A 24,951-nucleotide genomic window follows, 5' to 3' on the forward strand; every position below is an offset into this window, starting at 1 on the left:
GGGGTACATTTCGGGGGTACGTCCCGAGTTTGCCCTGTGTTCGTGCGGGGTGGTTTCGATTCCCTTACTCTCCGCTTTAGGTTTAGCCCCCAAGCCGGATAATCGGCTTGGGGGCTTAGTTTTTGTTGGTAGGGTGCGGGAAAGTCGGCGTCGGGGTAGCGTTTTCGTGTCGTGTTTATTCTGGTCTTTGGTGGCCTTTGGGGGGTTCTTGGGGGTACATTGGGGGGTACAAACCGGGGCGGGGCGGTTTTGTACCCCCAACCCCGGGGGTATGCCACGAATAATAAAAGGGGTGCGGGGATGGTGCGGCAATTCGGAAGCGTAAGGGAGCGAACCAAAGGCCGATATGAAGGCCGCTACCGGGTTGGAGGGAAGGATTACTATACGCCGACCCGCGGAACAAAAACCGCAGTCCGCAATGACCTGGCTCGGATCCATGCAGAGATCCTAAATGGGACCTGGACCCGGCCAGGCGGGAGCGAGCCAGGCCACGGGGATATAACCCTGAAGGAATGGGCCGAGCAATGGATAGGCCAGCTTGAGGGTATCCGGTCGCCTAACACCATCCGGTCTTATACCACGCACCTACGACGCCACATCCTGCCCATCGCCGGGGACTATCCCCTTACCGAGGTCAGTGAGGACACCGGTACACGGGTGTATGACAGTGTTCGCGCGGGCCGGTCTTTGACCACAGCCCGCAACGTCATGCTCACGTTTTCTGCGGTCATGAGCGCCGCGGTCAAAGCGGGTTTTATTGACACAAGTCCGGTGAAAGTGACCGGGGGTAAGGGCCGGGCGGAGAAGGTCCGCGAATCGGTGGCGCTCACCCCCGAGCAGGTGGATGCGTTGCTGGATTGTGCGGAGGATGAGTGGCGGGTTCCTATCATGCTCATGGCCGTATATGGGCTACGCGTGGGCGAACTCGTCGCTTTAGAGCGCCGGGATGTTGACGCGCGGGCGGGCGTCGTGAGCGTGCGGCGTGCGGTGAAGCGCGGGCCACGCGGCGAGCTAGTGATCGGCCCACCGAAGAGTAGGGCGGGTAACCGGCGTATTCCACTCACCGAGGGCGACCTGGCGAAAGTAGAAGCACACCTGCGGGATTATGTGCCCGCGGGTGAGGAATCGAAGCTGATCTACCGGCCAGGGTTGAAGCCCGGCGTGGTGTCTGATCGTGTGGTGTTGGGGGCGGTGCGCCGAGCCGGGGAGAAAGCCGGGCTGCCAAGGCTGTGGAATCACGACCTACGGCATACGGCGCTCACGAATTTCGGGGCCGCGGGGGCCACGCTGGCTGATCTTATGGCGCTCGCGGGCCATACCAGCGCGGAAACCGTCATGATCTACCAGCACTCAAGTATTGATCGGGGGCGGGAGTTGGCGGAGCGGGTCCGCGGCTCATAATACGCGGGCCGGTTCGGAGCGTGAGAAAGTGTGAGGCGGAACCGTGAGAAACCGTGAGACTTTTCCCGCGCGAATGTCCTTAGTGGAGACTTAGCGCAGACTTGCCACAGACTTAACCGAATCGCTTGCGCCGTCCGGCCCAGTCCGAGCCAGTCCGAACCAGTCCGGGTGGGGTGTGGTATGGACGGAGTTTGGACGGTTATGGACGGAGTTTGGACGGTTATGGACGGGATTTGGACGGTTATGGACGGGATTTGGACGGTTATGGACGGCCCTACCACACCACCCTGGGCGAAATTGGACGGGTTTGGATACCGTTGGACGCTTTGGTCAAAAACTCTCAACTCAACACTCACCACATGAGTGTTGAGTTGAGTGTTGGCGTGAGTGTTAGCTAGGCAACTATTCGAAAAACTCGAATAGTTCGCCCGCACATACCACGAGCGGGGGGCCGGGGCGATGGCGCGGCGATTGGACGCGATTGCGCAGTTGTTCGGGAATCCCGAACAACTGCCCTATATCACACCCGCCCGGAGGCGGAGGTGGCGAAAGGAGGCGAAAGAAGGCGAGCACGCTTGCCACCCTCATTGCCACACGGCAGTGAAGCCGGAGGCTACGAGGAGCGACGAGGGGCTACGAAGCGAAGCTCCGGGGTACTCTAACATTTTTAGAGTAGATATAGAGTGCCCCTACTTTCCCGCGGGAACACGCGGAAAAATAGGGGTAGTTACTCTAACACCCGGGGTTAGAGCGGTCTTTGAGGTCTGTACGCGCTCCACGCCCCGGGCGGTTCGCGTTCCAGTCGTCAATGGTTTCGGGTAGCCATCCCTGGATGGTGCCGGTTATTGCATCCGGGGGTGGCGTGAGTCCTTTTTGGACGTAGGAGGTGAAGGTGGTTCGCTGGATCCCGAGTCGCTGCGCGGCTTCACCAGTGGTTAGGTAGCGGGTAGTCATTTCCAGTTCTTTCTGTAGGTGGCGTAGGTGGCAATGATGCCAGCAGCTAGGGTTAGGGTCGCGGCGGTGAGGATAAGTAGCGCGGGTGCGTGTAGGTGGCTGGCCAGGATGGTTAGCGCGGCTGCCAGGATAATGATGTATGTGGTCATGTTAGGTGCTCCTTGCGGGTGGGTCCTAGCCCTTGCTAGGGTTGCAAGGGCTAGGAGGTTTTGGCTAGTTCTTATCTCGCTGTGCTAGGGCTGTGATGAGATCTGCCGTTGCTTTTACTAAGGCGGCTATCGCGGCGATGACTGCTGCGGTGCCGGTTAGTATTTCCATTTTTTCTCCTTTCTGTCAGATGGTTTTCTTTATTCCCTCTGACACCCCTAACTATACGGTAGTAATACCGTGTAGTCAAGGGTGCGCACCCAAACAAAGCATGTGGCTATCGTCACACCCCATCTCTCTTGTGGAAACATGAGCGGGTATATAAACTGTAGGTACAAGGCAAGGGAACAAGCCCAGCCACAATGGAGACAAACTCCAGAAAAGGAAAAAACAAAAATGTACGGCATCTTCGAAACCAAGCAAGCCAACGACAACCGCGAAGAAATCATCACCGATATCACCGCGAAGTTCGACGAAACCCTCACCGACGCTGATGTTTACCCGTTCCTGCAAGCCGTCGCCGCACACCTCAATCTACAGGTAACCGATTTCGGTGATTCGATCTCCTGCGGGGTTGTAGGAGCCCGGCGCGAATACGGCGCAGCTCTCACCCGCGTGGATGGCGCCACCTACCAGCTCATCCCCACCTCACGCCGGAACCCCGCCGGATACGAAGACGGCCCCTTCACCGACGAAGACAACGTGGCTGGCTCGTACCGTCGTATCCTCCGTGCACCTCGTAGCACCGCCCGCGAACTCAAGCACGTGCTCGACTGGCTCGACGAATTCAACATCGCCGACGCCATCGAAACGCTGAAAGTGGAGATCCCCGCCGCGGTAGACAAGGCCGAAACCGAACGCGACGCGATCATGACCGCCGCTAGCTTCCCGATCTATTCGGGTGAGGCTCGCCGCATCTACGCCGGAATCCCCCTCGATGCCCACATGAAGGACCGCGAGGTCAAGGCCGCGTTCCTGGCTCGCTGGCACGAACGCACAGGCCGCTAGAATGCAGGGACCCGTGTTCACGGCCTACCGGACACTCCTCGGACTCCAACGCACAGAACTCGCCGAAATTCTGGGTGTTGGTGAGAGGAGTGTTCGGGCGTGGGAGACGGGCCGCTCACCCATCCCCGAAGGCGTCGCCGCGAAGATAGAAGAGTTGGTGAGTGTGCAGGGTGGTTTGGCTGGGAAGATGGCCAGCCATGCTGGCAGGGTGGTTATGCCTCGTAGCGGTGGGCGGGGGTTTCCGCGTGGGTTTTATATGGCGGCTCTTGGGCGGGCTCTTGAGCAGAATCCGGGGATTGACGCCGCGTGGGAATGAGTGCGGTTTGGTGTGGTGTTGTTGCTTTTCTTTCGTGGGGGGTGCATACTTTAACCAGCGGCCGCTATTCCCCGCTCACGCGGGGGTAAGTCAAGGTTTGGGATATCGCCGTAACCCTTTCCCCGCGCAAGCGGGGGTAATTCCGGGTCTAATGGCTTGACTGCACCTTTCCCCGCGCAAGCGGGGGTAATTCCGGGTCTAGAGTATTGGACAATACTTTTCCCCGCATTAGTGGGGGTAATTCCGGGTTCAGTGTCTTGCCTCGCATCATTCCCCGCGCAAGCGGGGGTAATTCCCAGACACGGCTAACCGCGCCTAAGGAAAACTCTTCCCGCGCAAGCGGGGGTAATTCCTATGGCCGCTAATTCCCCGCTAACGCGGGGGTAAGTCAAGGTTTGATGCGTTGACTAACGTGTTCCCCGCGCAAGCGGGGGTAAGTCAAGGTGGAATACTTTGCCTTACACATTCCCCGCGCAAGCGGGGGCAACAAGGGAGGAGAACCCCCACGTACGGGGTTCCCCTCCCTTCATTTTGTCCTCGTGGGGTGGCGTTCCATGGCCCGCATATACGCACAAACAAGCCCCGGCGTGGCGTCGAGCTCACGCGCGAGGGCGCAGGGGTTCGGCCCATAGAGAGCTTCGGCAAGAGCCAGCTCGGCAGGGTTGATGATGAGCAGGGCTGCTTGTTCATCGACCCATGCCTCGGTGAGTTGGTCCTGCGGCCCATCATGAGCCTTGAGTGCGTGGATGTATTCATGGGCCAGGGTGGCGCGGCGTTGGGGCGTGGTGAGCCCTTTGCGTAGCGTGATGGTGCGGGTGGTGTGACAGTAGTGGCCACGCAGCGTACCAGGCAACGGAGCCTCGGTAACCCGGATGCCCCAGGAGTGGAGCGTGGCCAGGATCTCCTGCTCCGTCATCATGTAGGCCCCCTTTCCCTATAAAGTCTCGTACGTGTGTTCTACAGGAAGAAGTGTAAGGGGCGACTACGACAAAAATTTAGGCGCGAACGCGCTCCTCTGCACGCGCCAAAATTGCAGGGGCCGAGGTTCCTAGCGCATTGGCGATCTTGTGGAGATGCTCAAGGCTAATTTTGCGCTCATGCGTAAGGATACGAGCCACTTGCGCCTGAGATACTCCACTGCGGCGAGCCAGCTCCACACCGGACACGCCTTGCTCCTGGGCCAGATCTTTTATTTCCTCCGCCACACGCCAACTGATCGGAACATTCGCTCCAGCTTTCTTTTTCTGCGGCATCCTGCGCTCCGCTTCGGCAACGATTTCAGCAACGTTGAGATCGAGTGTGGCGCAAATCTCAGCCAAAGTGTTTAGGTAGAGCGAGTTCTTCAGGTTCATTAAGCGGCTCATACGGCCCCTATCAATCCCCGCGGCCTCACCCGCGTCACTTTGAGTAAGACCGTATTCATCAATTTTCTCACGGAGAACCTCAACAACTTTCTCATTGAAAGGGCCTGGAATTTCTCTCTTTTGCTGCACGTGTTATTCCTTCGCATGTTTGCGTAAATTTGTCCACACCGATGAATCAATGGGAAGTAATTTCTTCCCACTGCGGCTACTCATTCCCACATTCCTTCAGCTTCGGCTTCGGGATCGACCCCGTAATCCAAGGCGGCAACCGCATAATCATCAGGGGAGGGGGCGGGCGTACGAGTTTCGCAGGCTTTAACGACAATGGTCGAGCCATCTGCCCCCGCAGCTTCGGCAATGGCATAGATTTCCCCGAGGGTTGCAGGCGGCGTATCTCCGCGAAGAATGGTGCTCACACGATTTTGCGAGATTCCGATTTCTTCCGCTATCTCTTTATGAGTGCGTCCAGATCCTGCGACGGCCGCAGCCAGTAGGTTGACGGCTGCGGCGTCAACGGGCTTTAGTTTCTTTCCACCACGCTTGTTCATGACACAAGCCTAGGGCACGTGTCACACCTTTTGCAACCTGTTTAGGTTTGACAGGAACCGAATTAGGTTCTAGAGTTCAAGCATGAACGAAAACCAGAATGGGTTTATCCCCTCGCTGGTCGACTCCATTGCAGCGGAAGTCCGCGCGGAGATGGCCAGGAAAAAGCAGAAGATCAGCACGCTTTCCGAGTCCATCGGCATGCACCCAAATGTATTAGGGAGAAAAGTTCGTGGCGACGTCGAATTCACGTCCTCAGACTTGGCCGAAATCTGTTTAGCCCTAAACGTGCCACTCCCCGAGCTTCTCCGCCGTGCGGAGGAAGCCGCAAAGAAAGCAAAGGAAACCAACTAATGAGACCCGAAAACTACCCCGCAGGCGTCCTCTGGAGCGACGACATGCTCACTCAACTCGACGCGACCATCCACCTCCTCAAAGCCCTCCCCAACGCCGGAGACGACGACCGTCCTCTCCTCAATATTGCCAGGACCCGGCTCACGGACCTGGCACAAAAGCTGGATACCAACCTCGACCGATTAAATAACCCCTCGTCTAGGAGCCCCCGATGATTACGCCAGGCACAGCCCAAAAAATGCTCACCGTGAAACAAGTCGCCGAATACCTCGACTTGAATGTTGGCACTGTCTATCAGGCCGTCCAACGCAAAGAACTCAAAGCCTACCGGTTCGGCAAGCAGTACCGGATCGCGCCGGTGGATTTGGAGCGCTACATGAACCCCGAAAGGAAAAAATAATGACACTACAACGAACCGTTAACGGGGGAAAAGAACCCGTCATGCAAGTAAAACAAATTCTCGACTCTAACGGGCAAGCGCTCGCGATCTACGCGGGAAGCCCAATAACAATCAGGATCACTCCTGGAGGGCTAATCCTCGCGGATGTCACGCTCATGCTGGATTCCGTGGAAGGCACCGTTTTGACCAGCTCCCCGGATCCCCATCCGGCCACAACCAGCGAACCGTAACCCGATCCCCCGGACTCGCCAGCGTAGGAGCAAAAATGAAATCCACACTCGAACCACCCTCGACGTCGACCGGGAAATCCCCTCGAGTAAACGAGTTTTCTGGGAATTCTATCGACACGTCCCGCATCGTTTCCCTGGATGTGTTTACGAGGGAATACGCCTGCCCAGCAACCCACTCTATCTGCCAAGGCATCGTCCGCAAAGACGCTTCCCGAACCGCTAACTCCGCTAGCGTCTCGTCGGCCTTCGCTGACCGTTCGGCAGCCGCCGCGGAACGCTCGGACGCTTCCCGTGCTTCATTCCTGGCACGCCTAGCCTCTACCCCTTGCCAGACCGAGACCCCGGCAGCAATAACGGAGATCCCCATCGGGACCACATTCACCCAATCCATGACGCAACTCTACCCACCCAAGGCAGCTTAATGTTTCATGCGCAGCGCCTCGCCTACGACCAACTCACCAGCCAGCTCGGGCTCATCGAGGTCCAGCTACAAAAAATCTATCAATCCTCACTCTCATCGAATTATTTGCTGAACAACACCAGCATGGAAGGACTTAACCACCATGAACAGGCCACCTACACCCGGCTCAAAGCTCGTAATGCGGCGATCATCGAGCACCTCTACACCCTCAACGAAAAACTACAAGCAATCGACTCGCAGGCAGCAAGCTAGACGTGGCTCCTACTACACGGCGCTACTTATCGCCCCAGCACTCCTGATATATGCCCTGATTATTACCGGGCTCATCCTCGCCCTACAAGGCAACAGCATCATCTCCCTGCTCGTCACTTTCGCGATCCTCGTCGGACACACCTACACAACCACCTACCTGATTATTGGAGCGACCCCATGGAACCCACCCACAAACTAAGCCCGTCCTCTCTCCCGCAGATCGTCTATCAGGCTGAAGCGCAAGCTGCTGGGCTTAACCATTTCGCGCGGGCGATGACCGAAGCCTACGAAACCTCACGCCACTCCCGCGGAGAAGAAACCGGATTCCTGGAATACGCGAACCGGTGCGCCGGGAATATCCAGGCCCTCGCCCAAGACCTCTACGCGACCGCTCGCACCGCTTCCGGGGTGCTGTGGGATGCGCGTAATGAAGCGCTGGAAGCTGAGCTCGCCGACGCCGAAGCCGCAGGAGAAGAATAAATGAGACCCCTAACCCCCGACCAGGCTGTGCGTGCGGCATGGGACGCTTACACGAAGCGCATCACGCAAGCCCTGAAATTCAGCATCGACGACCAACAGTGCGAAAAGAGAAAATGGGAAGAGCTCGCGCAAGACGCATTCGCCGAAGGTGAATATCTGGAAGCCGAAAAATGGGTCCACTGGGCCACCTATACCGACGGCATGCTCGAAGCCTACACAACCCTCCTCGGATGGGTGAACGCAACCACGCTCACCCCACCCACCATTACTGACCTGGAAGGAGGTGAAAATAATGACACATCGAACTCGCGATCTAGTTAAAGAGATCTCGCAGAGATTGCGTGACCGCCTGGAGAAAACCATCGATTACTACCAGCAGCTCGCCGAAAAATACGAAGAAAAATGTAACGAGGCCTGCTGGGCCGGAGAATATTACCACGTCTTTAACATTTTGCGAGCCGAATACCAGGGACGCGCCTTCCAGGCCAAAGACACCCTCCACTACCTGGACGAAGCACTTAAAAGCTTGCCGTCCGGGCATGTGCCCCAACCCCGAGCCACCCACGAGAAGAAAGGTGAATAAGCCCCATGGATAACCAAAAGCCCTTAACGCTCAAAGAATATAAAGAAGCCCTGAAAGCCCGGATATTTGATTGCCTACACGCCGAAGTAGAAGATCTCGCGCACATGCTAGATAACTTTGCTTCGAGGGAAAAGGAAAGGATCCCGTCAGGGTATGGCCCGCAAGACCTCCTTATTAAAGCGGCCTTAGATGTAGGCCGGATCCATGAAGCCTGCTCGCTATATCAGGAGGTCGACTTGGGCTTGATCGAAAAATGCGAGAGGGCCTCCTGATGGTGATCATTATGGCCGGCCTCATGCTCGTGGCTGCTTACCTGATCTGGCTCAACGAACACAAATAACCAAAGGAAATCATGGCGAAAACCCGAACTTTTGAAGAAGCAATTGCATTTATCAGGGCAAGAGTCCAGGCAGAAGAAACCATCGGCACTCTTGCGGAAACAATAGCGCAGCTTCGCGGTAACACGCGCGGTAACTACCCCTCCTGCGTGGATACCGAGAAACTCTACGCGGCTCAAAAAGACCTTGCTGCAATCCGGGAATACCAAGCCCGGCTTGCCACCCAACTCGACAATCTCGAAGCCAAACTCAACCGACTACTCGAAAAGGAAAACTAATGAATAAGAATCTCGCGGAACGCTACCCCGAACTCGCAAAATTCGACGAAATCTCGAAAGAATATAACGCCTGTCTAGCATTTATCGATTGGGTCACGGGCGAATATGAGGACCCGGAGGAGTGGATTTGGAATCCGGAGCCTGCGGTGGCGAAATTCCATGATATCGACCCGCGCGCGCTGGAGCGTGACCGGCAGAAGCTCTTGGATGACACGATCAACGGGGACGCCTAATGAAACAGAAAATCCTCAATATTACTAGCAATCTCAATATTTTTACGCGCCACATGCGGATCCGGCGTGAAGAAATCCTCGAACTCTTCGCCCACACATACATCGCCGATCAGGCGCCGTCTGAGGATACCTTCACGGAGGCTATCCGGCTTGCGGAAGAGCTGGAAGCAGACGCCCGGACAATCCGGGACCTCGGATGCTTGCTCACCGGCACCCTGAAGGAGTGGCGTGACCAAGTCCAGAAAGGAGAAAATAATGGGCAATCAGCATCCAGTTCTCGCTGAGCATTCGGAGCTCAGTCGGGTTATCGATGAGGTTGCGGATGACCTCATCGCCACGATGAAAGAATGGGACGGGCTTATCAACCAGGAGCCGCCGTTCGTGGAAGACCTGGCCGGTCAGTGTCTTATGGTGTCTTTCCAAGCAGCGAAACACGCGGAAATCCTCCATATTTGCCTCATCAACCTTGCGCATGCCCTCACCTGCGGATGCGAGCAAGTATTCAACTCGCCTTACCTCGGGGACGCCATCGAAGTTGCGCTAGCCAAAGTGGCATCCGGTGCTTCCACCCAGGCAGACGCCGATTTACTCCGCGCCGCCCTCACCAACACCCTAAAAGAAAGGACACAAGCATGAGATACCTCGAAACCTTAATGCGAGAACTCGAACTAACCCCCGAGATCATCGCATATAACACCGGGCGTCCGGTGGAGGATATAGAAAATGTTATTAACCCCGGGGACGACACGGTCAGAATCAACGACACCTACACGGCTGTCACGCGGTATATCGGTAACGTTAAACGGCTATCAACCACCATTAACGACGTGTCCACGGTGCTTGAGTCGTGCCAGCGGTTGCAGGAGTTTGTTGATAATGGGCTTTCTGCTGGGGCGTTCGGAGACCCCAGCGAAGAGGAAGAAATCCACGACCGCCGCGATATCTTCCGCGTGCAAACAAAAGCATTTATCCACAATCTTTACGCGGTCGCGCTGAATCAGGTCGTGGAGGCACTGCGGATTACGGAAACTGACCTTTCCTATATGCCGAAGCCGGACCCGAAGCACGCCGAAACCGAAGGAGAAGAAAATAATGGGTAAACACCTCGACCCCGCGCCATTTAGCCGGTTCGAGCGATTCGTCCAGGCACTCTTGACTGCGCTCTCAAGTAAACCTACCGGGCGGCGAGCCGAAGAATGACCACTTGCGAACGCTGTGGCGGCCCGAAACCCCGCAAAATGCACGGGCGGTTCTGTAAAGACTGCATCGCTGTCACCAACGCGATCTCATGGGATGACTACAACACCCAACCCCAACCCCCGCTAGGGGTGGAGCGGTGTAGGGGGTGCAGTATCCCGCTCTATCGAAAAGATGAAGCGAAGCCCGCGTGGCGGGCAGCCAGGCTGGCTGCACGCGGTTATTGCTTCCGATGCCACAAACCAAGGAGAAAACAAAAATGACAACAACGAAATTGACTACGGTCCCCGAGACGGGGCCAGGGAAAAACATTCCCCGCGACCGCTGGGACCGACCCCTCATCACCCCAGTAGGGGGTGGTAAGCCGGTCGCCTACACGCGATGCACCACCTATGTGGATGCGTTGGACGATAAAGCGAATTTGATGATGTGGAAGGCGCGTATGGCGGCGCGGGGTATCGCGGGCCGCGAAGATTTGGCCCTCCAAGTCAAAGGTATCCCGGATCCGGATAGCCCGGAGGGGAAGAAGAAGCTTAATAAGATTGTGGAGGCGGCGCAGGAGCATGCCGGGGCAACCTCCGCAGCAACCATCGGCACAGAACTACACGCCTTCACCGAACGCCTCGACCGCGGCGAGGAAATCACGAATATCGGCGAGCCATGGCAATCCGACATCGACGCCTACCAGGCCATGCGTGACCAAGCCGGGCTCGAGGTCGTCGATATTGAAACTTTCGTCGTCAACGACAAACTCAAGATCGGCGGCACGTTCGACCGCATCTACCGGGTGGATGGCAAAAACTACGTGGGCGATCTTAAGACCGGTTCGGTGGATTGGGGCGCAGGGAAGTTCGCGATGCAGCTCGCCGTCTACGCCAACTCCCAACTATATAACCCCGAAACATTCGAGCGCACCCCCCTCGACGTCGACCGCGATTACGGGATTATTGTTCACCTGCCGAAAGGAGAAAACACCTGCAAACTCTACTGGCTCAACATCAAGGCCGGGTGGGAAAATGTCCATCTTGCCACCAAAGTCCGGCAATATCGCTCCCATAAATTCGATTATTGGATGCAACCCATCGAAATACCACAAGGCCCCGGCGTGCTCGACCTGATCGAAGTAGCGCAAACGCTCGATGAGCTTGCGGCTATCTACCACGCGAATAAAGACTCGTGGAGTAGGCAATTTAATGATGCTGCTGCGGCACGCAAAAAGATGCTGCTCGAAGACCTCCCCTTCTAACCCTAAAAACAACCCCTATATATAAGGAGAAGAAAATTATGTCCACTAACCCTTTCGTTGCACCGGCTGCTCCGGGTGATGGAATCGTTTGGCGTGAAGTCAACGGCGCACTATTGATCATTAAGCCCACCCAGCATGAGACCGGCTTCAAAACTACCTATGGCGAGAGCGACGTCATTCACGCTGATATTTGGGTGCTCGACGGCCCCACGGCTGGTGAATCGTTCGAGGATACGCTGATTTTCCCGCGGATGCTGGTGAACCAGCTGAAGAACCGGATCGGAGAGCTCGTGATCGGGCGCGTAAGCCAGGGGCAGGCGAAGCCGGGCCAGTCTGCGCCGTGGCTGCTGCAGGCGGCTAGTGAGCAGGAGACCCAGTTTGGCGCGCAGTGCTGGGAGCGGATCCAAGCTTCGCGGTTCCAGGCGCCTGAACCGCCCCAAGCACCCGCAGCCCCGCAGGCTCAGGGTGGGTGGGGTAACCCGGCCCCCGCACAACCGCAGGCCCCGCAGGCCCCGCAGGCTCCGGCAGCCCCGCAAGGGTGGGCCGCACCCGCCCCGCAAGCTCCAGCAGCCCCGGCAGCTCCGGCGTCAGTAACCCCTCCGGGCGGGTTCGATAACGCCCTCCCCTTCTAACACGAGGAGGTAGGCCCACACCATTAGGGACCCCGCCGGATGCAAGCACCGGGTGGGCCACGAAAAACAACCCCCATATATAAGGAGAACACGATGCAGCAAGTGATGAGCTACCAGCAAGCCTGCGCCCAATGGTACGACTCCCACTACGACCCCATCGCACGCGAAGAAGCCGTGCGAGTCATGAACGCTTACGAGGATGCGAAAGAAGCCAGGTTGAGCGCACCGGATGCGCTCGCGAAGGCGGCCCACTGGTACGCCGGTATTGGGATCCCGGTCTTCCCGTGCGTACCCGGTGAGAAACGCCCCGCATGCAGGCACGGCTTCAAAGACGCCACCACCAACCTCCAGCAAATAGCCGCGTGGTGGGGCGATATCCCGCAGGCGAATATCGGTATCCCCACCGGCATCCTGTTCGATGCCATCGATATTGATTCTTTCGAATCCGCAGATGAGCTCTGGGGATATATCCGGCGCCGGGATATTCCCCGCCCCGGCCTAACAGTATGGACTCCACGCGGACGCCATTATTTGATCCCACCCCGCGGCCACGGAAACACCACGCAGCTACTCCCCGGCATCGACTACCGAGGCAAAGGCGGCTACGTGGTAGCCCCACCCTCCAAGCTCCACCCGAAACCCGGTAGACCACGGGACAACTACCGGTGGGGCGGATGGGAATGGCCCACACCCCAAGACTTCCAGAATCTGAAAAACAACAACTGCTAGGAGCCCTTATTCCGATGCCTCGGTTCGATGACCTCTTCAAAACCCCCAAACCAACCCGCCCCATCGCGCAACTATTTAAACCCCAAACCGCAGGCGGGAACGTCTACGGACGCGCCGCCCTCACCAGCGAAGCTAACAAAGTAGCTAGCGCGGTAGAGGGCACCCGCAACGACACCCTCAACAGCGCAGCGTTCAATATCGCGCAGTTGGTTGCCTCCGGTCACCTCGAAGCCCAACACGCCTACGACACTTTGCTACAAGCCGCGCTCCAGGCCGGATTGCCTGAGCTCGAAGCCGAACGCACCCTCAAATCCGGGGGTATGGCTGGCTCGCAGCATCCGCGTGTGGTACCCGATCTTGCGGATAAGCCGGAATATCGGACGACCGTCCTACCCGCGTCGGCGTCGGCGTCGGCTCCGGTGGTGGCTCAGGCTTCGGGAGCGGGCACCCCCGCGGGTGGTGCGGCCCAGGCGGCATCTCCTGCACCCACACCGGCCCTTACTCCTGCACCGACCGCGAGCGCGAGCGCCCCCGAACCGACCCAACCCGACCCCACCCAACCCGAGCTCATCAGCGACGAAGAAGCCATAAAACAACAAGTCCTCCAGCATTTGCCGATTATTAATTGGCACGAGCTCTGGGCCGACACAAGCGAAGAAGACTGGATCCTCTACCCCTTGATTCCATACCGGCGCGGTGTAGCCCTCTACTCACCCCCCAAAGTAGGCAAATCCCTCCTCATGCTCGAAATCGCCGCACACATCGCCGAAGGCAGCGAATGCCTCGGCGCAACACCCGACCGCCCACACAACGTCCTCTACGTCGACTTCGAGAACGACCCGAAAGGCGACATCCGCCCGCGCTTGCAGGCCATGGGATTCAACCCCGAACGCCTCACCGGGCTAAAGTACCTTTCTTTCCCTGTACTGGCCGGGCTAGACACCGAGCAGGGCGCCGAACAACTCCTCCAAGCCTGCCGGGTCTACACGTGCGATCTCGTCGTTATCGACACCATCAGCCGCGCGGTCAATGGTGAAGAGAATGAGAATGACACGTGGTTGTCGTTCTATAAGCACACCGGGCTGAAGCTCAAGCAGGCGGGTATTGCGATGGTGCGCTTAGACCACACCGGCAAAGACCTGGAGAAGGGGCAGCGTGGTGGTTCCGCGAAGGCAGGTGACGTCGACGCCATCTGGAAATTTCATAAAGTTACCGAAGACGGATCCACCCTCATGCTGAGCCTAGACTCCGCGCGCATGTCGATTGGTGAGAGGAAACTCGTGCTACGCCGCGAACCCGACCCACTCCGGCACGCAGTGAACGGGGCGGGTCCCATCACCGCATGGGAAGCGAAAGTCAACGAAGTTATTAAGGCCCTCGACGAGCTAGACGCGCCCGAAGACATCGGCCGCAATAGGGCCCGCGAACTCCTCCGCGAACACGACATAAGCGTGTCCACCGACTGTCTACGCGAAGCGATTCGGCAACGCAAACAGCTTCCGCAGGTCCTCGAAATCGATGATTTTAGGAGTGGTCACGATGACTAGGCCTGACCCGGACGGCGGAACGGGGCGGTCAGGTCGCCCTACAACCACCTCAAAACCTGACCTAAACACCTCAGGTCAGGTCACACCTAAAACGTACCTGACCTCGCATTATGTCAACGAAAAGTACCTGACCGCGGTCAGGTTGGTCACTATGGGGTCAGGTAGGTCAGGAGGGGATAAGGCGGCCAGGTCAGGTCGCCCCCGGTCAAGCGACCCATGCCGAACTCGACTTTTCGTTGGTATATCACCGAAAAGTAAGCATGACCTGAAACCTCGGGAAGTGCTCGGGGACCACACCCCCTGACCCCCCCTTAAGGGGGGTCAGGGGGTGGTTCCCAGCATCCCCCGGTCAGCACACTTCACCCGAACCGAAAGGAAACATTCAATGCTTGAACGCGAAATCGAAAAACAGCTAGTCACCCAAACCAAAAAACGCTCCGGCCTAGCCTGGAAATTCACCAGCCCCGGAACCCTAGGCGTACCCGACCGCATCATCCTCCTACCCGAAGGCCGAATCGGGTTCGTGGAAGTCAAACAACCGGGTTGTGTGGCTCGCCCAATCCAAGCCCAGCGGATCCGGCAGCTGGAACGCCTAGGCTTCACCGCGCTCGTCCTTGACGACCCCGCAGACATCGAGACCGTGCTGGATCGCATCCAGGACCCCGAAGGCCCGCGAGGGGGTGTGGGACGGTGAAATACACACCCCACGCCTACCAGCAAACCGCCATCAACTTCCTCCTCGAGCATGACCGTGGCGCGCTCTTCCTCGACATGGGTTTGGGTAAAACCTCCATCACCCTCACAGCCCTCGCAAAACTCCACGAACAGGCCACTATGGGCCGGGTGTTGATCGTCGCCCCCTTGCGGGTTGCCCAAACCACTTGGCCACAAGAACTCTCGAAGTGGGACCACCTCGCACCCCTCAAGGATGCTTACGCGGTGGCTTGTGGGCCAGTTGCGAAACGCAAAGCCGCGGTCGAATCCGGCAAACCCATCACGATCATCAACCGCGAAAACCTCGCCTGGCTCGCAAAAAACTATCCCTGGACCTGGGACACCGTCATCATCGACGAACTCTCCAGCTTCAAGAATCACAAAGCCGCCCGGTTCCGGGTACTTCGTGGGGCGTTGCCGAAAATTCGGCGCATGTGGGGCCTCACCGGAACCCCCACCCCCAACGGCCTGATCGACCTCTGGGCCCAATATCGGCTCATCGATGCAGGCCAACGCCTCGGAAAAAACATCGGCTCCTACCGCAACGAGTTTTTCTTGCCGGATAAGCGCAATGCGGTCCAGGTCTTCACCTGGAAACCCCGCCCCGGCGCAGACCAGGAAATCTATTCCCGGATCGGAGACGTCACGCTCTCGATGCAAGCCAAAGACCACCTCGACCTCCCCGCCCTCACCATCGTGGATCGGACGCTTGAGCTTCCACCCGCAGCCCAAGCCACCTACGACCAGCTTTCGCGCGAAATGATCACCGAGCTCGACGGGAAACCCGTCGATGCGGGTAACGCCGGGGTGCTTGCAGGGAAGCTTTTGCAGCTTGCAGCCGGAGCGATCTACCTCGAAGATGGCACATGGCTGCCGGTTCACGAGGCGAAGCTCGATGCGCTCGAGGATGCTCTCGAGGCGGCGAATGGTGAGCCGGTGTTGGTGGCTTTTTGGTGGAAGCATGATTTGCAGCGGATTATGGCTCGCTTCCCGAACGCCCGCCCTCTGAGTCATCCGGTGGACTTCCGGGATTGGAACGCGGGCCGGATCCCGTTGGGTTTGATTCATCCGGCCTCCGCAGGCCACGGCTTGAACCTCCAGGACGGCGGGCGGTTCATGGTCTGGTTTTCGATGCCGTGGAGCCTGGAACTCTACGAGCAGGCCAACGCGCGCCTCTACCGGCAAGGCCAGCAAAAGCCAGTGACGATTACGCGCCTGGTGGTGGCTGGTTCGATGGATGAGGACGTGACGCTGGCTTTGGCCCGGAAGCAGGTAACCCAGGGTGCGTTGTTGGATGCCGTCAAATCGCGCACAGGATGCGCTCTGGGAGACTTTTAGGGTAGGATCGGTACCTATGCTTAGTTAGGGTTGTGAAAGGGCCTGAGATTGGCTCCTAGCGATTCTGGCGGTGTAGGCTGCGGGCAACACGTCCGGTACCGCCACCCAACCCCGCGGTCGGAAGTCCAGGGCCGGATTTTTAACCCCACGCTCGCCCTGGTGTTAATCTTGGAATTGCTCCTAGTGGGTCGTGGCAACCGGGACACATTTCCCCGCGTGTAGACCGCCAGGTTTCCTGACCCGGCGACCTACACGCGGGGAAAAATTATTACCCCTTTACCACGACCTTCCGGGGTCGCCCACCGTGACCCGGACGCGAAGCGTTCCACGCATCGACGGTTTCGGGTAGCCAGCCGTGCTTGACCGCGCGGCCTTCCCCGAGCACACAATCCGGATCCGGAAGCCTCCCGTCATCCCGATATCGCCTAGCGGTTTGCGGCGAAATACCCAGGCGACGAGCCACCCCATTCAAGGTCAAATACTTGACTGTCATTTAGCTTTCTCCCTTCTTGCGTTCCAGATGGCTACCCCAGCTGCACCGATAGCGGTGATGCTGGCTAGCAGATCCGCCCACATAGGAAGCGCGGTCACGTGGTGCGCTAGTTGAGCGGCAGCCATAATGATTACTGCGATAGTGGTTGTTTTGGTCATGATTGGTGATGTAGCCTTGACGGGAGGGAGTTCCCCTCCCGGAGGTTTTCCGGGAGGTTTCCTCCGTCTGGTTAGTCCTTGCGGTCCTGGTAGATGACTGCGATCGCGGCTACGATTGCTGCAATATCTCCCAGGCCGGCTAGGACTCGTGTCAAGGTTTCCATCTTCACCTCCTTTCTTTCCTTGTGTCTATAATTTTACCCGCCCATAGTGCCATATGGCAACATGAGCGGGTAAAATACGTTAATGATCTCCACCACAAATTAACCTCAAAAACAAATCAATGTTAAGCTACCGCCATGCACGCCCCCACCCCCGGCCAAGCCCGCCAAACCCTCACCCAAATCCAAACCAACCTCACCCACATCCCCACCCCCGAAACCTGGCTCGGACTCACCACCAACCACCCCGCAAACAGCCCCCACCACGCACACAACCCCGACACCCTCCCCTACGGACTCGACCGCGTTACCGATGACTGGGAGTGCGGCACCATCCGCACCCGCCAAGGTTGCGAAACCATCCTCCACGAAGTAGCCCAAGAATGGGCCGAAAAACTCTCACTCCCCGCCCCTACACCCCGCCTCTCCTGCACATGGCTCGCTAACACCACCATCCGCGCACACACCCACCTCGACGCCGACACCTGGGCCGAAACCTGCGCAACCATCTGGGACATCTACCAAACCACCACCCGCCTAGCTGGGCTCGACCCCGAAACCACCCCCACACCCTGCCCCACCTGCGGCACCCACCTCACCCGCCCCCTATGCGAGGACGGCTTCACCGATTACACCCTCTGCCCCACCTGCGGCCACACCTACACCCCCACCACCCACACGCGCGCCACCCACCACCTCGCCCAAACCACCACCAACCCCACCATCTGGCTACCCACCACCGACGCCGCCCGCCTCCTCGGCATCCCCCTATCCCGCATCCGCCAATGGATCCACCGCGGACACCTCACCACCAAGGGCGGCCTCGTCAACCTCCTCGACACCCGCACTTGCATAAACAAAAAATAAGTGTCACACTTTCTACGGACCACCATGCAAAAAACAAGGAACGTCATTCCATAATGAAACGTTGTCCACACACAAACTGCCCCAACCTCATCCCCAACACCGCCCGCTACTGCGCCACCCACCTCACCGAGTGGGAGCAGGGCCGGGGTACCAACCGGGAGAGGGGCTACGGCTCCAGGCACCGAGCGGTAAGGGCCCGGTACCTTGAGGGCTTACGGCGTGGCAAGTTGTACCGGTGCGCCCGGTGCGGGGGCGTTATCGTAGCAAGCCGTGATGAGCGTGGAAGATTGGTCGTGCCTGAGTTTCATTTGGATCATGAGGATGGTTCGCGTGAGGTTTATGTTGGGATTTCTCATCCTCGGTGTAATGTGGTGGCGGCTGGGCGGGCGCGGGCGCGGTTTGCTGCGGGTTTTCAACCTTCCTGTGATTGTGGCGCGTGACACACCCCCAGGGGGGTATGCTTGAATCCTCAAGGGTCTAACCCGCTGGTGAGGGGAAAAAACCGCGCGCCGGGTTCAGACCGTTCAACATGTAGAAACTGAACATATTTATCTAACAGGTGGTGTACAATAAGCACACGTAGAAAATAATATTATTCACCGTCCCCGCCACACAGACTTAACCTCACTCAAGACGCCGTGTTAATCTTTCTCGTATCACCCCGGGGCCCCGCCTAGGGGACAAGAGTGCCGAACACCCAACCACCCGGCAGCCTTGCCCCTGCTACTCAACTAGGCGGGACACCTGGGGTTCTCCATGAAGGGGTGATTATTTATGGCACGAGGTGGAGCACGCAACCGATCCGGTCCCAGCTTCGACCCGAACTCCCGCAACAGCGAACGCAAGGGCATCGTCCTCACTGCTCTTCCCCCGGAGGGATATAAGGGCATGATTCCGGCTTTCCCTACCCCTCCGCTCTTGGATGAGGCCGGGGAAATTAGCGCGTTGTCGATTCGGGAGCGGGCGATTTGGAAGAATCATTGGAAGAGCCCGCAAGCGTGTGCGTGGGCGTTGGATGAGTGGCGGTGGCCGATCATCGCGGAAATGTGCCGGGTAGAAGCCCGGGTGGAAGAATCCTCCTCCGCTGCGTTGATTGGTCAGCTACACCGCTATCGTGATCAGCTCGGGTTGACGCCTGCGGGGTTGAAGGAGAATGGCTGGAAGATAGGTACGCAGGAGACACAAACCACGACCGCTACCGCTGCTACTGGGCCGGTGAGGGGGGTTGTTTCTGCGCGTGACCGCGTCCTGAAAGTAGCAGGCTAAAGAAAAGATGAGTCGTGAATGGCCCGATGAATGGGTAGTCGATTTCCCCACCTTGGGGTTCTTAAAAGCTGATTGGGTGGCCGCCCATTGCGTCGTCGCCGACGGCTGGTCTATGGGCTCCCCATTCGTGGAGGTGGGCTGGCAGCTGTGGTGTTCACTCAATCACTACCGCGTAAAAAATACGGCTACTTATGATCCGGCGCGCCCGGTAGGCGCACCCAATTTCACCTATCGGCGCTCCCTCGTCATCGGCCCGCAAAAGCTCGGGAAGTCACCTTACGCCGCCGCGACAATCTGCTTCGAGGCAGTAGGGCCTTGTATTTTCGCTGGGTTCGCTGTCCCAGGTGATATTTATCGTTGCGCGGACCACGGGTGTGCTTGCGGGTGGGAATACGCCTACGAAGAGGGCGAGCCGATGGGTATTCCCCGCCCGATGTCTAATATCCAGATCCTCGCAACCTCCGAGGAGCAGACTGATAATATTTATCGGCCTCTCCAGGAGATGATTCGCCGGGGGCCGCTGGCTGAGCAGATGCGGGTGCGGGAGGGATTTATTCGCTTGCCGGAGGGCGGGCGTATTGACCCGATCACGAATGCCCCGAATTCTAAACTCGGTAATCCGATTCATTTCGCGGTGGGTGACGAGTCGGGTATTTATACGGGGAAGATGAAGAAGACGTGGGCGACGATGCGCCGGGGCCTGGCGGGCATGTCTGGGCGGGCCATGGAACTCACGAATCCGTATGACCCGATGGAAGATTCCTCCGCACAGGGCACTTATACCTCTAGCGATAAGGATATTTTTCGGTTTTATCGGAAGCATCCTTTGGAGTGGGATTTCGCGCGGAAGCATGACCGGAGGAAGATTCTTGAGTTTGTGTATGCGGGCTCGCCGTGGGTTGATTTGAATGCGGTGGAAGCGGAGGCTGCGGAGCTGCTCAAGGAGGATCCGACGACTGCGCGGCGGTTTTTCGGTAATGAGCTCGTGCAGGGCCTCGGGTCATATATGCAAGAGGCCACGTGGGATGCCACCGCGAACCCCCAAACGGTTGCGGATGGGGAGCAGGTGTGTCTCGGGTTTGACGGATCCCGTTCCGGGGATTGGACCGCGCTCCGTGTCGAGACCGTGTCCGGGTATCGGTTTACGCCGACGTATGGGCCGGATGGTCGGCCTGCTTTTTGGGATCCGAAAGCTTGGCCGGAGGGGCGTATCCCTCGCGGGGAAGTCGACGCGGCGGTTCGAGAAATGTTCGCCCGCTACAAGGTGGGGCGCATGTATGTTGATCCGCGGCATTGGGAGACTCAAGCCGACACATGGGCTTCTCTATATGGGGAGGATGTGGTGGTGCAGTGGCCAACGAATCAGATCGGGCGGATGTTTGATGCGCTGACGCGGTTTATGGAGGATTCCTTGGAGGGGATTACCTCGCATGATGGGGATCCTATTGCGCGTCTTCATGCGTTGCATGCGCGGAAGATTGCGAAGCCGGGTGATCGGTATATTTTAGGGAAGCCTGCGGAGCATATGAAGATTGATATTTTGATGGCGGATATTTTGGCGCATGAAGCCGCCTCGGATATGCGTGCTACCGGGTGGGGTAAGAAGAAAGACCGCCGGGTTATCGCATTCTGCTAAACACACACAAAACATAACTAAAGGGGGCGCATCTGTGCTTGACGTTAAGAAAACCGCCCAAGATTTGCTCGCTCGCCTATCAGTAGTTAGCGGGCGGTATCGGGAATATCGGGCGTGGTATGAGGGAACAGCACGCCTACCAAAACTCGGGCTGTCTATCCCGCCCACCCTCGGAGCACTAGAAACCATGCTCGGATGGCCGTCTGTCACCGTGGAAGCTATCACTGAGCGTTCCGAGGTGAAGAATCTGATTGATCGGGAATCCGATGAATCCTCGGAGGGCGCTAATAAGCTTTTCGAGTTTAATTCGATGGATTCCCAGACCGTCATGTTTATCCGGGATAAGCTGATTTATGGGCGGGCGTTCTTCGTGGTCGGCCCGCCTGATACCCCGGGCGGGTTACCGGTAGTGACCGTGGAGTCACCGCTATCGATGGCGGTTCGTATTGACCCGCGCACCCGGCGGATCACCGCCGCGTTGAAGATCTGGATGGACCGCACCGACCCTGTTATCGCTACCCGTGGCGTCACCCTATACCTACCGGACCGCACCTGCGTGCTGTCGGTGAAGGGTGGAAAATGGGTGCTCTTGGATGAGGATGTGCATAACCTGGGGCGGGTCCCGGTGGTAATGGCCGTGAACCGGCAGCGCACCGGCGATTGGGACGGCTTATCCGAAATGAAGGATATTGTGCCGGTGACCGCCGCCGCTGTTCGTGCTCTCACCGGGTTGCAGTATGGGTTGGAGACTACGGCGTTACCGCGGAAGTATGTGCTTGGTGCTACCCCGGAGGACTTCCAAGACCCCGCAGGTAACCCGCTCTCCCAATGGGAGTCATATATGACTTCAGTGTGGGCGCTCTCCAATGAAAAAGCGAAAGTGGGCACACTCGCCGGGGCTGATATGTCGGCGTTCCGGGAAGCCCTCGACCTCTACGGGCGCCTAGCATCCTCAGTCACCGGTTTCCCTTCCTCGTACTTCGGGAATGTTACATCTATTCCGCAGGCGGAGGGCGCTATCCGGGCTGCTGAAGCGCGTCTGGTGAAGACCGTGGAGCGCTCGAACGCGGAGGTTGGTAAGGCAATCTCGTGGGTGGTGGATATCGCTACCCGAATGATTGACGGCGAGTGGCCGGTGGGTAATTCGGTTCGGGTTGAATGGCAGGATCCAGGGACGCCGACTTTTGCGCAGAAGGCGGATGCGCTCCAGAAGCTCGCAGGCGGACGCCCGATTCTCTCCCTTGAGGGTACATGGGATGAGATGGGCTGGAGTGAGGCTCGGAAGAATCGTGAACGCCAGTATTTCGAGGCGGAAAGCACGGATAGCGCATTGCTGGCGGTGATGGGAGGCATGGATGATTCCGGAAGCAACCCAAACCTTCAAGACCAAGGTTAACGATTTCCAAACCAGGGCCGCGGTAGGTCTGGTGGGGTTGTGGCGGGGTGTGTGGCCTAACCGGATCGTCGACTCCTGGAACACCATCCTGGATGACGCACTCCCGGTGTTTTCGAAGCTTCAGTATGAGGCGGCGTCGGCGGGGGTGGCTTATGCGGGGGAAACGCTTGCGGAACTCGGGGATTATGTGGCGCCGAAGGTGTGGGTGGATGTGGAGGCTTTCGCGGGTCAAACTTTGGAGAGTGGTGAGCTGCGGGGGCGGTTGCTTACCCCCGCATTCCAAGCACTCGAAATGATTGATCAGGGCGTGGGCGCACCGGAGGCATTACGTCGAGCCAGCGTCCAGCTTGGGGCGATGGCTCAGACGATGGTCGCGGATACTGCACGCCAGGCGGCGTCAGTGGATATCGTGGCCCGCCCACACGTCGGCTATGTGCGGATGTGTGGTTCACATCCTTGCGACCGCTGCCTCGTGCTCGCGGGCAGGAGGTATGAATGGAATAAAGGATTCCTGCGCCATCCACGCTGCTCCTGCGTCCACGTCCCAGCAACCGATAAGCAATTGAAGGGTGCGAAGGCGGAAGGCCTAATTGCGGATCCGTATGAGTACTTCCATTCACTCACACCCGAGGAGCAGGCTCGGGTGTTTGGGAAGGCTTCCGCGCAGGCCATCCGAGATGGCGCGGACTTGTTCCAGGTGGTGAATGCGAAGCGCGGCCGCTACGGCAGCCACGATATCTTCACGACCGAGGGCACATCTCGCCGCGGGCACGCCGCCAAGGGCTTGAAGCGAGGCCAACGGCGCCTAACACCGGATGGGATTTACCGTCAGGCCGAACAATTCCACCTCACACGCGAACAAACCCTAGAACTGCTGAGGACTCATGGCTATATTCATGAGGGCGGGCAGAACCCGCTCGGGTCTATCCGTGGCCAGCGGGAAGGATACGGTCGGTATGGGCATGGCGGAGCCCGCGCCAGGGCACGTGAAGCGGTATTGGAAGCGCGGCGTACTGGGGTCCGGGATCCGCATAACCCTTATACGATGACCGCTGCCGAACATCGACTCTGGAAAGCGGAGCAGGATTGGCTGAACGTCCAGGCTGATATTAATCCTTATAGCTCGGCTGGTGTGGAGCAACGATGGGGCTTGCCACGGACTACACCGAGCTATTGTGTTTCGGATGTTGAAAAGGTGCGGGCGGAGAAAGCCTACCGCTCCGAACTCGCACGCCAAGGTCTACGGTTCGGGGAACACCCCGTCGGGCCTATGCTGCTGGGTGGGCCGTCTCGGGCTGGGTGGGGTAAGCCACGGAAACCGAAGCCGAAGTTGGCGCGCCCGGAGATGATACCCCGCACCGGCATGGGCGTGGTTGCAAGTCGCGGGAAAGCTCGCGGGAAACAACGGGAGAAAACTAGGAAAAATAGCCAAGCCGGCGTGGACGGAACTGGGATTTTGCCCCTATTGGCTGGTGCAGGCGGAGGAGGGAAGAAACCGCCCTTGCCTCCAGAATCCGCAGGGTTTGAATTCCCCTTTGATCCGTATGATTCGTGGATGTGGCGCAAAATTCTATACGGCATTGAAGGTGCTGATGGTCTGGACAAGGGTGGTCATCTTAAAGATGCCGTTGTGAATAAGCGCTATACGAACACGGAATTTCGTGCTGATTGGTCAGAAATGGATATTTTTTACAGCATGATTTCCACAGCCATGCAGGTCGAATCCGGATATTGTGGTGGTCAAACAAAAGTTATTTATTACTATGATCCTGGTGGTGACCGTGGCGATTACTTGCTTCTCAAGTATTATAAGGACCAGGTATCTTCTGCCGAAGAAACCTTAGATAGCATTGAATTCCGGCCAGCGAATGAGAAGGAGAGAAATGAGTACCGACGCCGCAGTCGACGGCGATAAACTCCCCTGGTCTCCAGTCGATATTCTTATCGATTGGATCGACGAACACGCAGACCCGGAACTCGTCGCAAAAGATGACGGTTACTGGCTTGAAGGGAAAGGCGGAGGCGGAACCGTGTGGTGCTTCATCTACGCTTTGGATGGTGCCAGTCGTTACGGAGTGAAAATCCCAGACGACAAGCTCATTCCGTCGATTGAAGATACCCGCGACGAGCTAACTGTCCATTCCCGTCGTGTCTTGAATATATTCCTTGAGAAGATCGGGTCGTCTCTACGGGTATAGCCCGCTAATTTCCATTTTGTGGTCCGCATTTTGTGTGGGCCACTTTTTTATACCCAAAACAGGAAGGA

General features: G+C 57.9%; 35 protein-coding genes. 30 read left to right on the forward strand and 5 right to left on the reverse strand.

The genetic code is table 11. The annotated features are described in order from the left end of the window. The first annotated feature begins 300 nt into the window (after positions 1-300). Positions 301-1,401 carry a tyrosine-type recombinase/integrase gene (locus tag ACRQEC_RS08955; protein WP_420909426.1) on the forward strand — a complete coding sequence of 367 codons (1,101 nt, stop codon included), beginning with the start codon at positions 301-303 and terminating at the stop codon, positions 1,399-1,401. A 180-nt stretch (positions 1,402-1,581) separates the two neighbouring features. Next, the gene (locus tag ACRQEC_RS08960) at positions 1,582-1,764 is read left to right on the forward strand and encodes a hypothetical protein (RefSeq protein ID WP_274755722.1); all 183 of its coding nucleotides are present in this window, start codon (positions 1,582-1,584) and stop codon (positions 1,762-1,764) included. A gap of 587 nt (positions 1,765-2,351) precedes the next feature. Here ACRQEC_RS08960 and ACRQEC_RS08965 read toward each other — a convergent pair. Beyond that, on the reverse strand, positions 2,352-2,504 hold the full coding sequence (locus tag ACRQEC_RS08965; protein ID WP_274736638.1) for a hypothetical protein: 153 nt from the start codon (positions 2,502-2,504) through the stop codon (positions 2,352-2,354). A gap of 394 nt (positions 2,505-2,898) precedes the next feature. Here ACRQEC_RS08965 and ACRQEC_RS08970 point away from each other — a divergent pair, with 394 nt between their 5' ends. Next, complete coding sequence (locus ACRQEC_RS08970) at positions 2,899-3,510, forward strand: hypothetical protein (protein WP_274755721.1); 612 nt, start codon at positions 2,899-2,901, stop codon at positions 3,508-3,510. A gap of 1 nt (position 3,511) precedes the next feature. Beyond that, positions 3,512-3,826, forward strand: coding sequence for a helix-turn-helix domain-containing protein (locus ACRQEC_RS08975; RefSeq protein WP_420909425.1), 315 nt, complete (start codon positions 3,512-3,514; stop codon positions 3,824-3,826). A 526-nt stretch (positions 3,827-4,352) separates the two neighbouring features. On the opposite strand, the gene ACRQEC_RS08980 is transcribed toward ACRQEC_RS08975, so the two are convergent. From ACRQEC_RS08980 to ACRQEC_RS08990, 3 genes are all read right to left on the reverse strand, one after another. Beyond that, positions 4,353-4,745 carry an ImmA/IrrE family metallo-endopeptidase gene (locus ACRQEC_RS08980; RefSeq protein ID WP_274755720.1) on the reverse strand — a complete coding sequence of 131 codons (393 nt, stop codon included), beginning with the start codon at positions 4,743-4,745 and terminating at the stop codon, positions 4,353-4,355. Between the two features lie 76 nt (positions 4,746-4,821). After that, entirely contained in the window at positions 4,822-5,319 is a 498-nt protein-coding gene (locus tag ACRQEC_RS08985; protein WP_435731823.1) for a helix-turn-helix domain-containing protein, read from the reverse strand. Between the two features lie 80 nt (positions 5,320-5,399). Further along, a complete protein-coding gene (locus tag ACRQEC_RS08990) occupies positions 5,400-5,738 on the reverse strand; it encodes a helix-turn-helix domain-containing protein (protein ID WP_274755718.1) in 339 nt (112 codons plus the stop codon). An 82-nt stretch (positions 5,739-5,820) separates the two neighbouring features. Between ACRQEC_RS08990 and ACRQEC_RS08995 the strand changes: the two genes are divergently transcribed. The 20 genes from ACRQEC_RS08995 (at position 5,821) to ACRQEC_RS09090 (ending at position 16,708) form a co-directional block, all read left to right on the forward strand. Further along, on the forward strand, positions 5,821-6,090 hold the full coding sequence (locus ACRQEC_RS08995; protein ID WP_274755717.1) for a helix-turn-helix domain-containing protein: 270 nt from the start codon (positions 5,821-5,823) through the stop codon (positions 6,088-6,090). Positions 6,091-6,134: 44 nt separating this feature from the next. Then, entirely contained in the window at positions 6,135-6,305 is a 171-nt protein-coding gene (locus tag ACRQEC_RS09000) for a hypothetical protein (protein ID WP_435731822.1), read from the forward strand. After that, positions 6,302-6,490 (forward strand): helix-turn-helix domain-containing protein, encoded by a 189-nt coding sequence (locus ACRQEC_RS09005; RefSeq protein ID WP_274755715.1) that lies wholly within the window; start codon positions 6,302-6,304, stop codon positions 6,488-6,490. The genes ACRQEC_RS09000 and ACRQEC_RS09005 overlap by 4 nt, the downstream gene beginning before the upstream one ends. Beyond that, positions 6,490-6,720 carry a hypothetical protein gene (locus ACRQEC_RS09010; protein WP_274755714.1) on the forward strand — a complete coding sequence of 77 codons (231 nt, stop codon included), beginning with the start codon at positions 6,490-6,492 and terminating at the stop codon, positions 6,718-6,720. Before ACRQEC_RS09005 ends, ACRQEC_RS09010 begins: the two co-directional genes overlap by 1 nt. A gap of 421 nt (positions 6,721-7,141) precedes the next feature. After that, the gene (locus ACRQEC_RS09015; RefSeq protein WP_274755713.1) at positions 7,142-7,393 is read left to right on the forward strand and encodes a hypothetical protein; all 252 of its coding nucleotides are present in this window, start codon (positions 7,142-7,144) and stop codon (positions 7,391-7,393) included. Between the two features lie 177 nt (positions 7,394-7,570). After that, positions 7,571-7,873 carry a hypothetical protein gene (locus tag ACRQEC_RS09020; protein ID WP_274736615.1) on the forward strand — a complete coding sequence of 101 codons (303 nt, stop codon included), beginning with the start codon at positions 7,571-7,573 and terminating at the stop codon, positions 7,871-7,873. Beyond that, entirely contained in the window at positions 7,874-8,194 is a 321-nt protein-coding gene (locus tag ACRQEC_RS09025) for a hypothetical protein (RefSeq protein ID WP_274755712.1), read from the forward strand. It abuts the gene before it with no gap. Further along, the gene (locus tag ACRQEC_RS09030) at positions 8,166-8,456 is read left to right on the forward strand and encodes a hypothetical protein (protein WP_274755711.1); all 291 of its coding nucleotides are present in this window, start codon (positions 8,166-8,168) and stop codon (positions 8,454-8,456) included. The genes ACRQEC_RS09025 and ACRQEC_RS09030 overlap by 29 nt, the downstream gene beginning before the upstream one ends. A gap of 5 nt (positions 8,457-8,461) precedes the next feature. After that, a complete protein-coding gene (locus tag ACRQEC_RS09035; RefSeq protein ID WP_274755710.1) occupies positions 8,462-8,728 on the forward strand; it encodes a hypothetical protein in 267 nt (88 codons plus the stop codon). Positions 8,729-8,808: 80 nt separating this feature from the next. Beyond that, positions 8,809-9,072 (forward strand): hypothetical protein, encoded by a 264-nt coding sequence (locus ACRQEC_RS09040; protein WP_274736630.1) that lies wholly within the window; start codon positions 8,809-8,811, stop codon positions 9,070-9,072. Continuing rightward, positions 9,072-9,305 (forward strand): hypothetical protein, encoded by a 234-nt coding sequence (locus ACRQEC_RS09045; protein ID WP_274755709.1) that lies wholly within the window; start codon positions 9,072-9,074, stop codon positions 9,303-9,305. Before ACRQEC_RS09040 ends, ACRQEC_RS09045 begins: the two co-directional genes overlap by 1 nt. Continuing rightward, positions 9,305-9,589 (forward strand): hypothetical protein, encoded by a 285-nt coding sequence (locus ACRQEC_RS09050; RefSeq protein WP_274755708.1) that lies wholly within the window; start codon positions 9,305-9,307, stop codon positions 9,587-9,589. The genes ACRQEC_RS09045 and ACRQEC_RS09050 overlap by 1 nt, the downstream gene beginning before the upstream one ends. Continuing rightward, positions 9,561-9,941, forward strand: a complete 381-nt coding sequence (locus ACRQEC_RS09055; protein ID WP_435734871.1) for a hypothetical protein — start codon at positions 9,561-9,563, stop codon at positions 9,939-9,941. Before ACRQEC_RS09050 ends, ACRQEC_RS09055 begins: the two co-directional genes overlap by 29 nt. Beyond that, a complete protein-coding gene (locus ACRQEC_RS09060; RefSeq protein WP_274755706.1) occupies positions 9,938-10,405 on the forward strand; it encodes a hypothetical protein in 468 nt (155 codons plus the stop codon). Before ACRQEC_RS09055 ends, ACRQEC_RS09060 begins: the two co-directional genes overlap by 4 nt. A 356-nt stretch (positions 10,406-10,761) precedes the next feature. Beyond that, a complete protein-coding gene (locus tag ACRQEC_RS09065) occupies positions 10,762-11,748 on the forward strand; it encodes a hypothetical protein (protein ID WP_274755705.1) in 987 nt (328 codons plus the stop codon). 38 nt (positions 11,749-11,786) lie between these two features. Further along, positions 11,787-12,380 (forward strand): hypothetical protein, encoded by a 594-nt coding sequence (locus tag ACRQEC_RS09070; protein WP_435733024.1) that lies wholly within the window; start codon positions 11,787-11,789, stop codon positions 12,378-12,380. Positions 12,381-12,473: 93 nt separating this feature from the next. Beyond that, positions 12,474-13,109 (forward strand): bifunctional DNA primase/polymerase, encoded by a 636-nt coding sequence (locus ACRQEC_RS09075; protein ID WP_274755703.1) that lies wholly within the window; start codon positions 12,474-12,476, stop codon positions 13,107-13,109. A 14-nt stretch (positions 13,110-13,123) separates the two neighbouring features. Then, entirely contained in the window at positions 13,124-14,656 is a 1,533-nt protein-coding gene (locus ACRQEC_RS09080) for an AAA family ATPase (protein ID WP_274755702.1), read from the forward strand. A 385-nt stretch (positions 14,657-15,041) separates the two neighbouring features. Beyond that, entirely contained in the window at positions 15,042-15,350 is a 309-nt protein-coding gene (locus tag ACRQEC_RS09085) for a PDDEXK family nuclease (RefSeq protein WP_274755701.1), read from the forward strand. Further along, positions 15,347-16,708: an SNF2-related protein gene (locus ACRQEC_RS09090; RefSeq protein ID WP_274755700.1), complete on the forward strand. Its 1,362-nt coding sequence runs from the start codon at positions 15,347-15,349 to the stop codon at positions 16,706-16,708. The genes ACRQEC_RS09085 and ACRQEC_RS09090 overlap by 4 nt, the downstream gene beginning before the upstream one ends. A gap of 489 nt (positions 16,709-17,197) precedes the next feature. Here the strand turns inward: ACRQEC_RS09090 and ACRQEC_RS09095 are convergent, their stop codons facing one another. Next, positions 17,198-17,359: a hypothetical protein gene (locus tag ACRQEC_RS09095; protein ID WP_274755699.1), complete on the reverse strand. Its 162-nt coding sequence runs from the start codon at positions 17,357-17,359 to the stop codon at positions 17,198-17,200. Between the two features lie 299 nt (positions 17,360-17,658). Between ACRQEC_RS09095 and ACRQEC_RS09100 the strand changes: the two genes are divergently transcribed. The 6 genes from ACRQEC_RS09100 (at position 17,659) to ACRQEC_RS09125 (ending at position 24,883) form a co-directional block, all read left to right on the forward strand. After that, positions 17,659-18,387, forward strand: a complete 729-nt coding sequence (locus ACRQEC_RS09100) for a helix-turn-helix domain-containing protein (RefSeq protein ID WP_435734872.1) — start codon at positions 17,659-17,661, stop codon at positions 18,385-18,387. 774 nt (positions 18,388-19,161) lie between these two features. Next, the gene (locus ACRQEC_RS09105; protein ID WP_274755697.1) at positions 19,162-19,653 is read left to right on the forward strand and encodes a hypothetical protein; all 492 of its coding nucleotides are present in this window, start codon (positions 19,162-19,164) and stop codon (positions 19,651-19,653) included. 7 nt (positions 19,654-19,660) lie between these two features. After that, positions 19,661-21,289 (forward strand): terminase large subunit domain-containing protein, encoded by a 1,629-nt coding sequence (locus ACRQEC_RS09110; protein WP_274755696.1) that lies wholly within the window; start codon positions 19,661-19,663, stop codon positions 21,287-21,289. Positions 21,290-21,323: 34 nt separating this feature from the next. Further along, positions 21,324-22,685, forward strand: a complete 1,362-nt coding sequence (locus ACRQEC_RS09115) for a phage portal protein (RefSeq protein ID WP_274755695.1) — start codon at positions 21,324-21,326, stop codon at positions 22,683-22,685. Next, positions 22,645-24,600: a hypothetical protein gene (locus ACRQEC_RS09120; RefSeq protein WP_435734873.1), complete on the forward strand. Its 1,956-nt coding sequence runs from the start codon at positions 22,645-22,647 to the stop codon at positions 24,598-24,600. Before ACRQEC_RS09115 ends, ACRQEC_RS09120 begins: the two co-directional genes overlap by 41 nt. After that, positions 24,569-24,883: a hypothetical protein gene (locus tag ACRQEC_RS09125; RefSeq protein ID WP_274755693.1), complete on the forward strand. Its 315-nt coding sequence runs from the start codon at positions 24,569-24,571 to the stop codon at positions 24,881-24,883. Before ACRQEC_RS09120 ends, ACRQEC_RS09125 begins: the two co-directional genes overlap by 32 nt. Positions 24,884-24,951: the final 68 nt, after the last annotated feature.

Source organism: Actinotignum saccati, assembly GCF_051265055.1.
Classification (GTDB): domain Bacteria; phylum Actinomycetota; class Actinomycetes; order Actinomycetales; family Actinomycetaceae; genus Actinotignum.

Coding starts and splice junctions, on each gene's coding strand:
- ACRQEC_RS08955 (WP_420909426.1), top strand. CDS start 301: ATGGTGCGGCAATTCGGAAGCGTAAGGGAGCGAACCAAAGGCCGATAT.
- ACRQEC_RS08960 (WP_274755722.1), top strand. CDS start 1,582: ATGGACGGAGTTTGGACGGTTATGGACGGAGTTTGGACGGTTATGGAC.
- ACRQEC_RS08965 (WP_274736638.1), bottom strand. CDS start 2,504: ATGACCACATACATCATTATCCTGGCAGCCGCGCTAACCATCCTGGCC.
- ACRQEC_RS08970 (WP_274755721.1), top strand. CDS start 2,899: ATGTACGGCATCTTCGAAACCAAGCAAGCCAACGACAACCGCGAAGAA.
- ACRQEC_RS08975 (WP_420909425.1), top strand. CDS start 3,512: ATGCAGGGACCCGTGTTCACGGCCTACCGGACACTCCTCGGACTCCAA.
- ACRQEC_RS08980 (WP_274755720.1), bottom strand. CDS start 4,745: ATGATGACGGAGCAGGAGATCCTGGCCACGCTCCACTCCTGGGGCATC.
- ACRQEC_RS08990 (WP_274755718.1), bottom strand. CDS start 5,738: ATGAACAAGCGTGGTGGAAAGAAACTAAAGCCCGTTGACGCCGCAGCC.
- ACRQEC_RS08995 (WP_274755717.1), top strand. CDS start 5,821: ATGAACGAAAACCAGAATGGGTTTATCCCCTCGCTGGTCGACTCCATT.
- ACRQEC_RS09000 (WP_435731822.1), top strand. CDS start 6,135: ATGCTCACTCAACTCGACGCGACCATCCACCTCCTCAAAGCCCTCCCC.
- ACRQEC_RS09005 (WP_274755715.1), top strand. CDS start 6,302: ATGATTACGCCAGGCACAGCCCAAAAAATGCTCACCGTGAAACAAGTC.
- ACRQEC_RS09010 (WP_274755714.1), top strand. CDS start 6,490: ATGACACTACAACGAACCGTTAACGGGGGAAAAGAACCCGTCATGCAA.
- ACRQEC_RS09015 (WP_274755713.1), top strand. CDS start 7,142: ATGTTTCATGCGCAGCGCCTCGCCTACGACCAACTCACCAGCCAGCTC.
- ACRQEC_RS09020 (WP_274736615.1), top strand. CDS start 7,571: ATGGAACCCACCCACAAACTAAGCCCGTCCTCTCTCCCGCAGATCGTC.
- ACRQEC_RS09025 (WP_274755712.1), top strand. CDS start 7,874: ATGAGACCCCTAACCCCCGACCAGGCTGTGCGTGCGGCATGGGACGCT.
- ACRQEC_RS09030 (WP_274755711.1), top strand. CDS start 8,166: ATGACACATCGAACTCGCGATCTAGTTAAAGAGATCTCGCAGAGATTG.
- ACRQEC_RS09035 (WP_274755710.1), top strand. CDS start 8,462: ATGGATAACCAAAAGCCCTTAACGCTCAAAGAATATAAAGAAGCCCTG.
- ACRQEC_RS09040 (WP_274736630.1), top strand. CDS start 8,809: ATGGCGAAAACCCGAACTTTTGAAGAAGCAATTGCATTTATCAGGGCA.
- ACRQEC_RS09045 (WP_274755709.1), top strand. CDS start 9,072: ATGAATAAGAATCTCGCGGAACGCTACCCCGAACTCGCAAAATTCGAC.
- ACRQEC_RS09050 (WP_274755708.1), top strand. CDS start 9,305: ATGAAACAGAAAATCCTCAATATTACTAGCAATCTCAATATTTTTACG.
- ACRQEC_RS09055 (WP_435734871.1), top strand. CDS start 9,561: ATGGGCAATCAGCATCCAGTTCTCGCTGAGCATTCGGAGCTCAGTCGG.
- ACRQEC_RS09060 (WP_274755706.1), top strand. CDS start 9,938: ATGAGATACCTCGAAACCTTAATGCGAGAACTCGAACTAACCCCCGAG.
- ACRQEC_RS09065 (WP_274755705.1), top strand. CDS start 10,762: ATGACAACAACGAAATTGACTACGGTCCCCGAGACGGGGCCAGGGAAA.
- ACRQEC_RS09070 (WP_435733024.1), top strand. CDS start 11,787: ATGTCCACTAACCCTTTCGTTGCACCGGCTGCTCCGGGTGATGGAATC.
- ACRQEC_RS09075 (WP_274755703.1), top strand. CDS start 12,474: ATGCAGCAAGTGATGAGCTACCAGCAAGCCTGCGCCCAATGGTACGAC.
- ACRQEC_RS09080 (WP_274755702.1), top strand. CDS start 13,124: ATGCCTCGGTTCGATGACCTCTTCAAAACCCCCAAACCAACCCGCCCC.
- ACRQEC_RS09085 (WP_274755701.1), top strand. CDS start 15,042: ATGCTTGAACGCGAAATCGAAAAACAGCTAGTCACCCAAACCAAAAAA.
- ACRQEC_RS09095 (WP_274755699.1), bottom strand. CDS start 17,359: ATGACCAAAACAACCACTATCGCAGTAATCATTATGGCTGCCGCTCAA.
- ACRQEC_RS09100 (WP_435734872.1), top strand. CDS start 17,659: ATGCACGCCCCCACCCCCGGCCAAGCCCGCCAAACCCTCACCCAAATC.
- ACRQEC_RS09105 (WP_274755697.1), top strand. CDS start 19,162: ATGGCACGAGGTGGAGCACGCAACCGATCCGGTCCCAGCTTCGACCCG.
- ACRQEC_RS09110 (WP_274755696.1), top strand. CDS start 19,661: ATGAGTCGTGAATGGCCCGATGAATGGGTAGTCGATTTCCCCACCTTG.
- ACRQEC_RS09120 (WP_435734873.1), top strand. CDS start 22,645: ATGATTCCGGAAGCAACCCAAACCTTCAAGACCAAGGTTAACGATTTC.
- ACRQEC_RS09125 (WP_274755693.1), top strand. CDS start 24,569: ATGAGTACCGACGCCGCAGTCGACGGCGATAAACTCCCCTGGTCTCCA.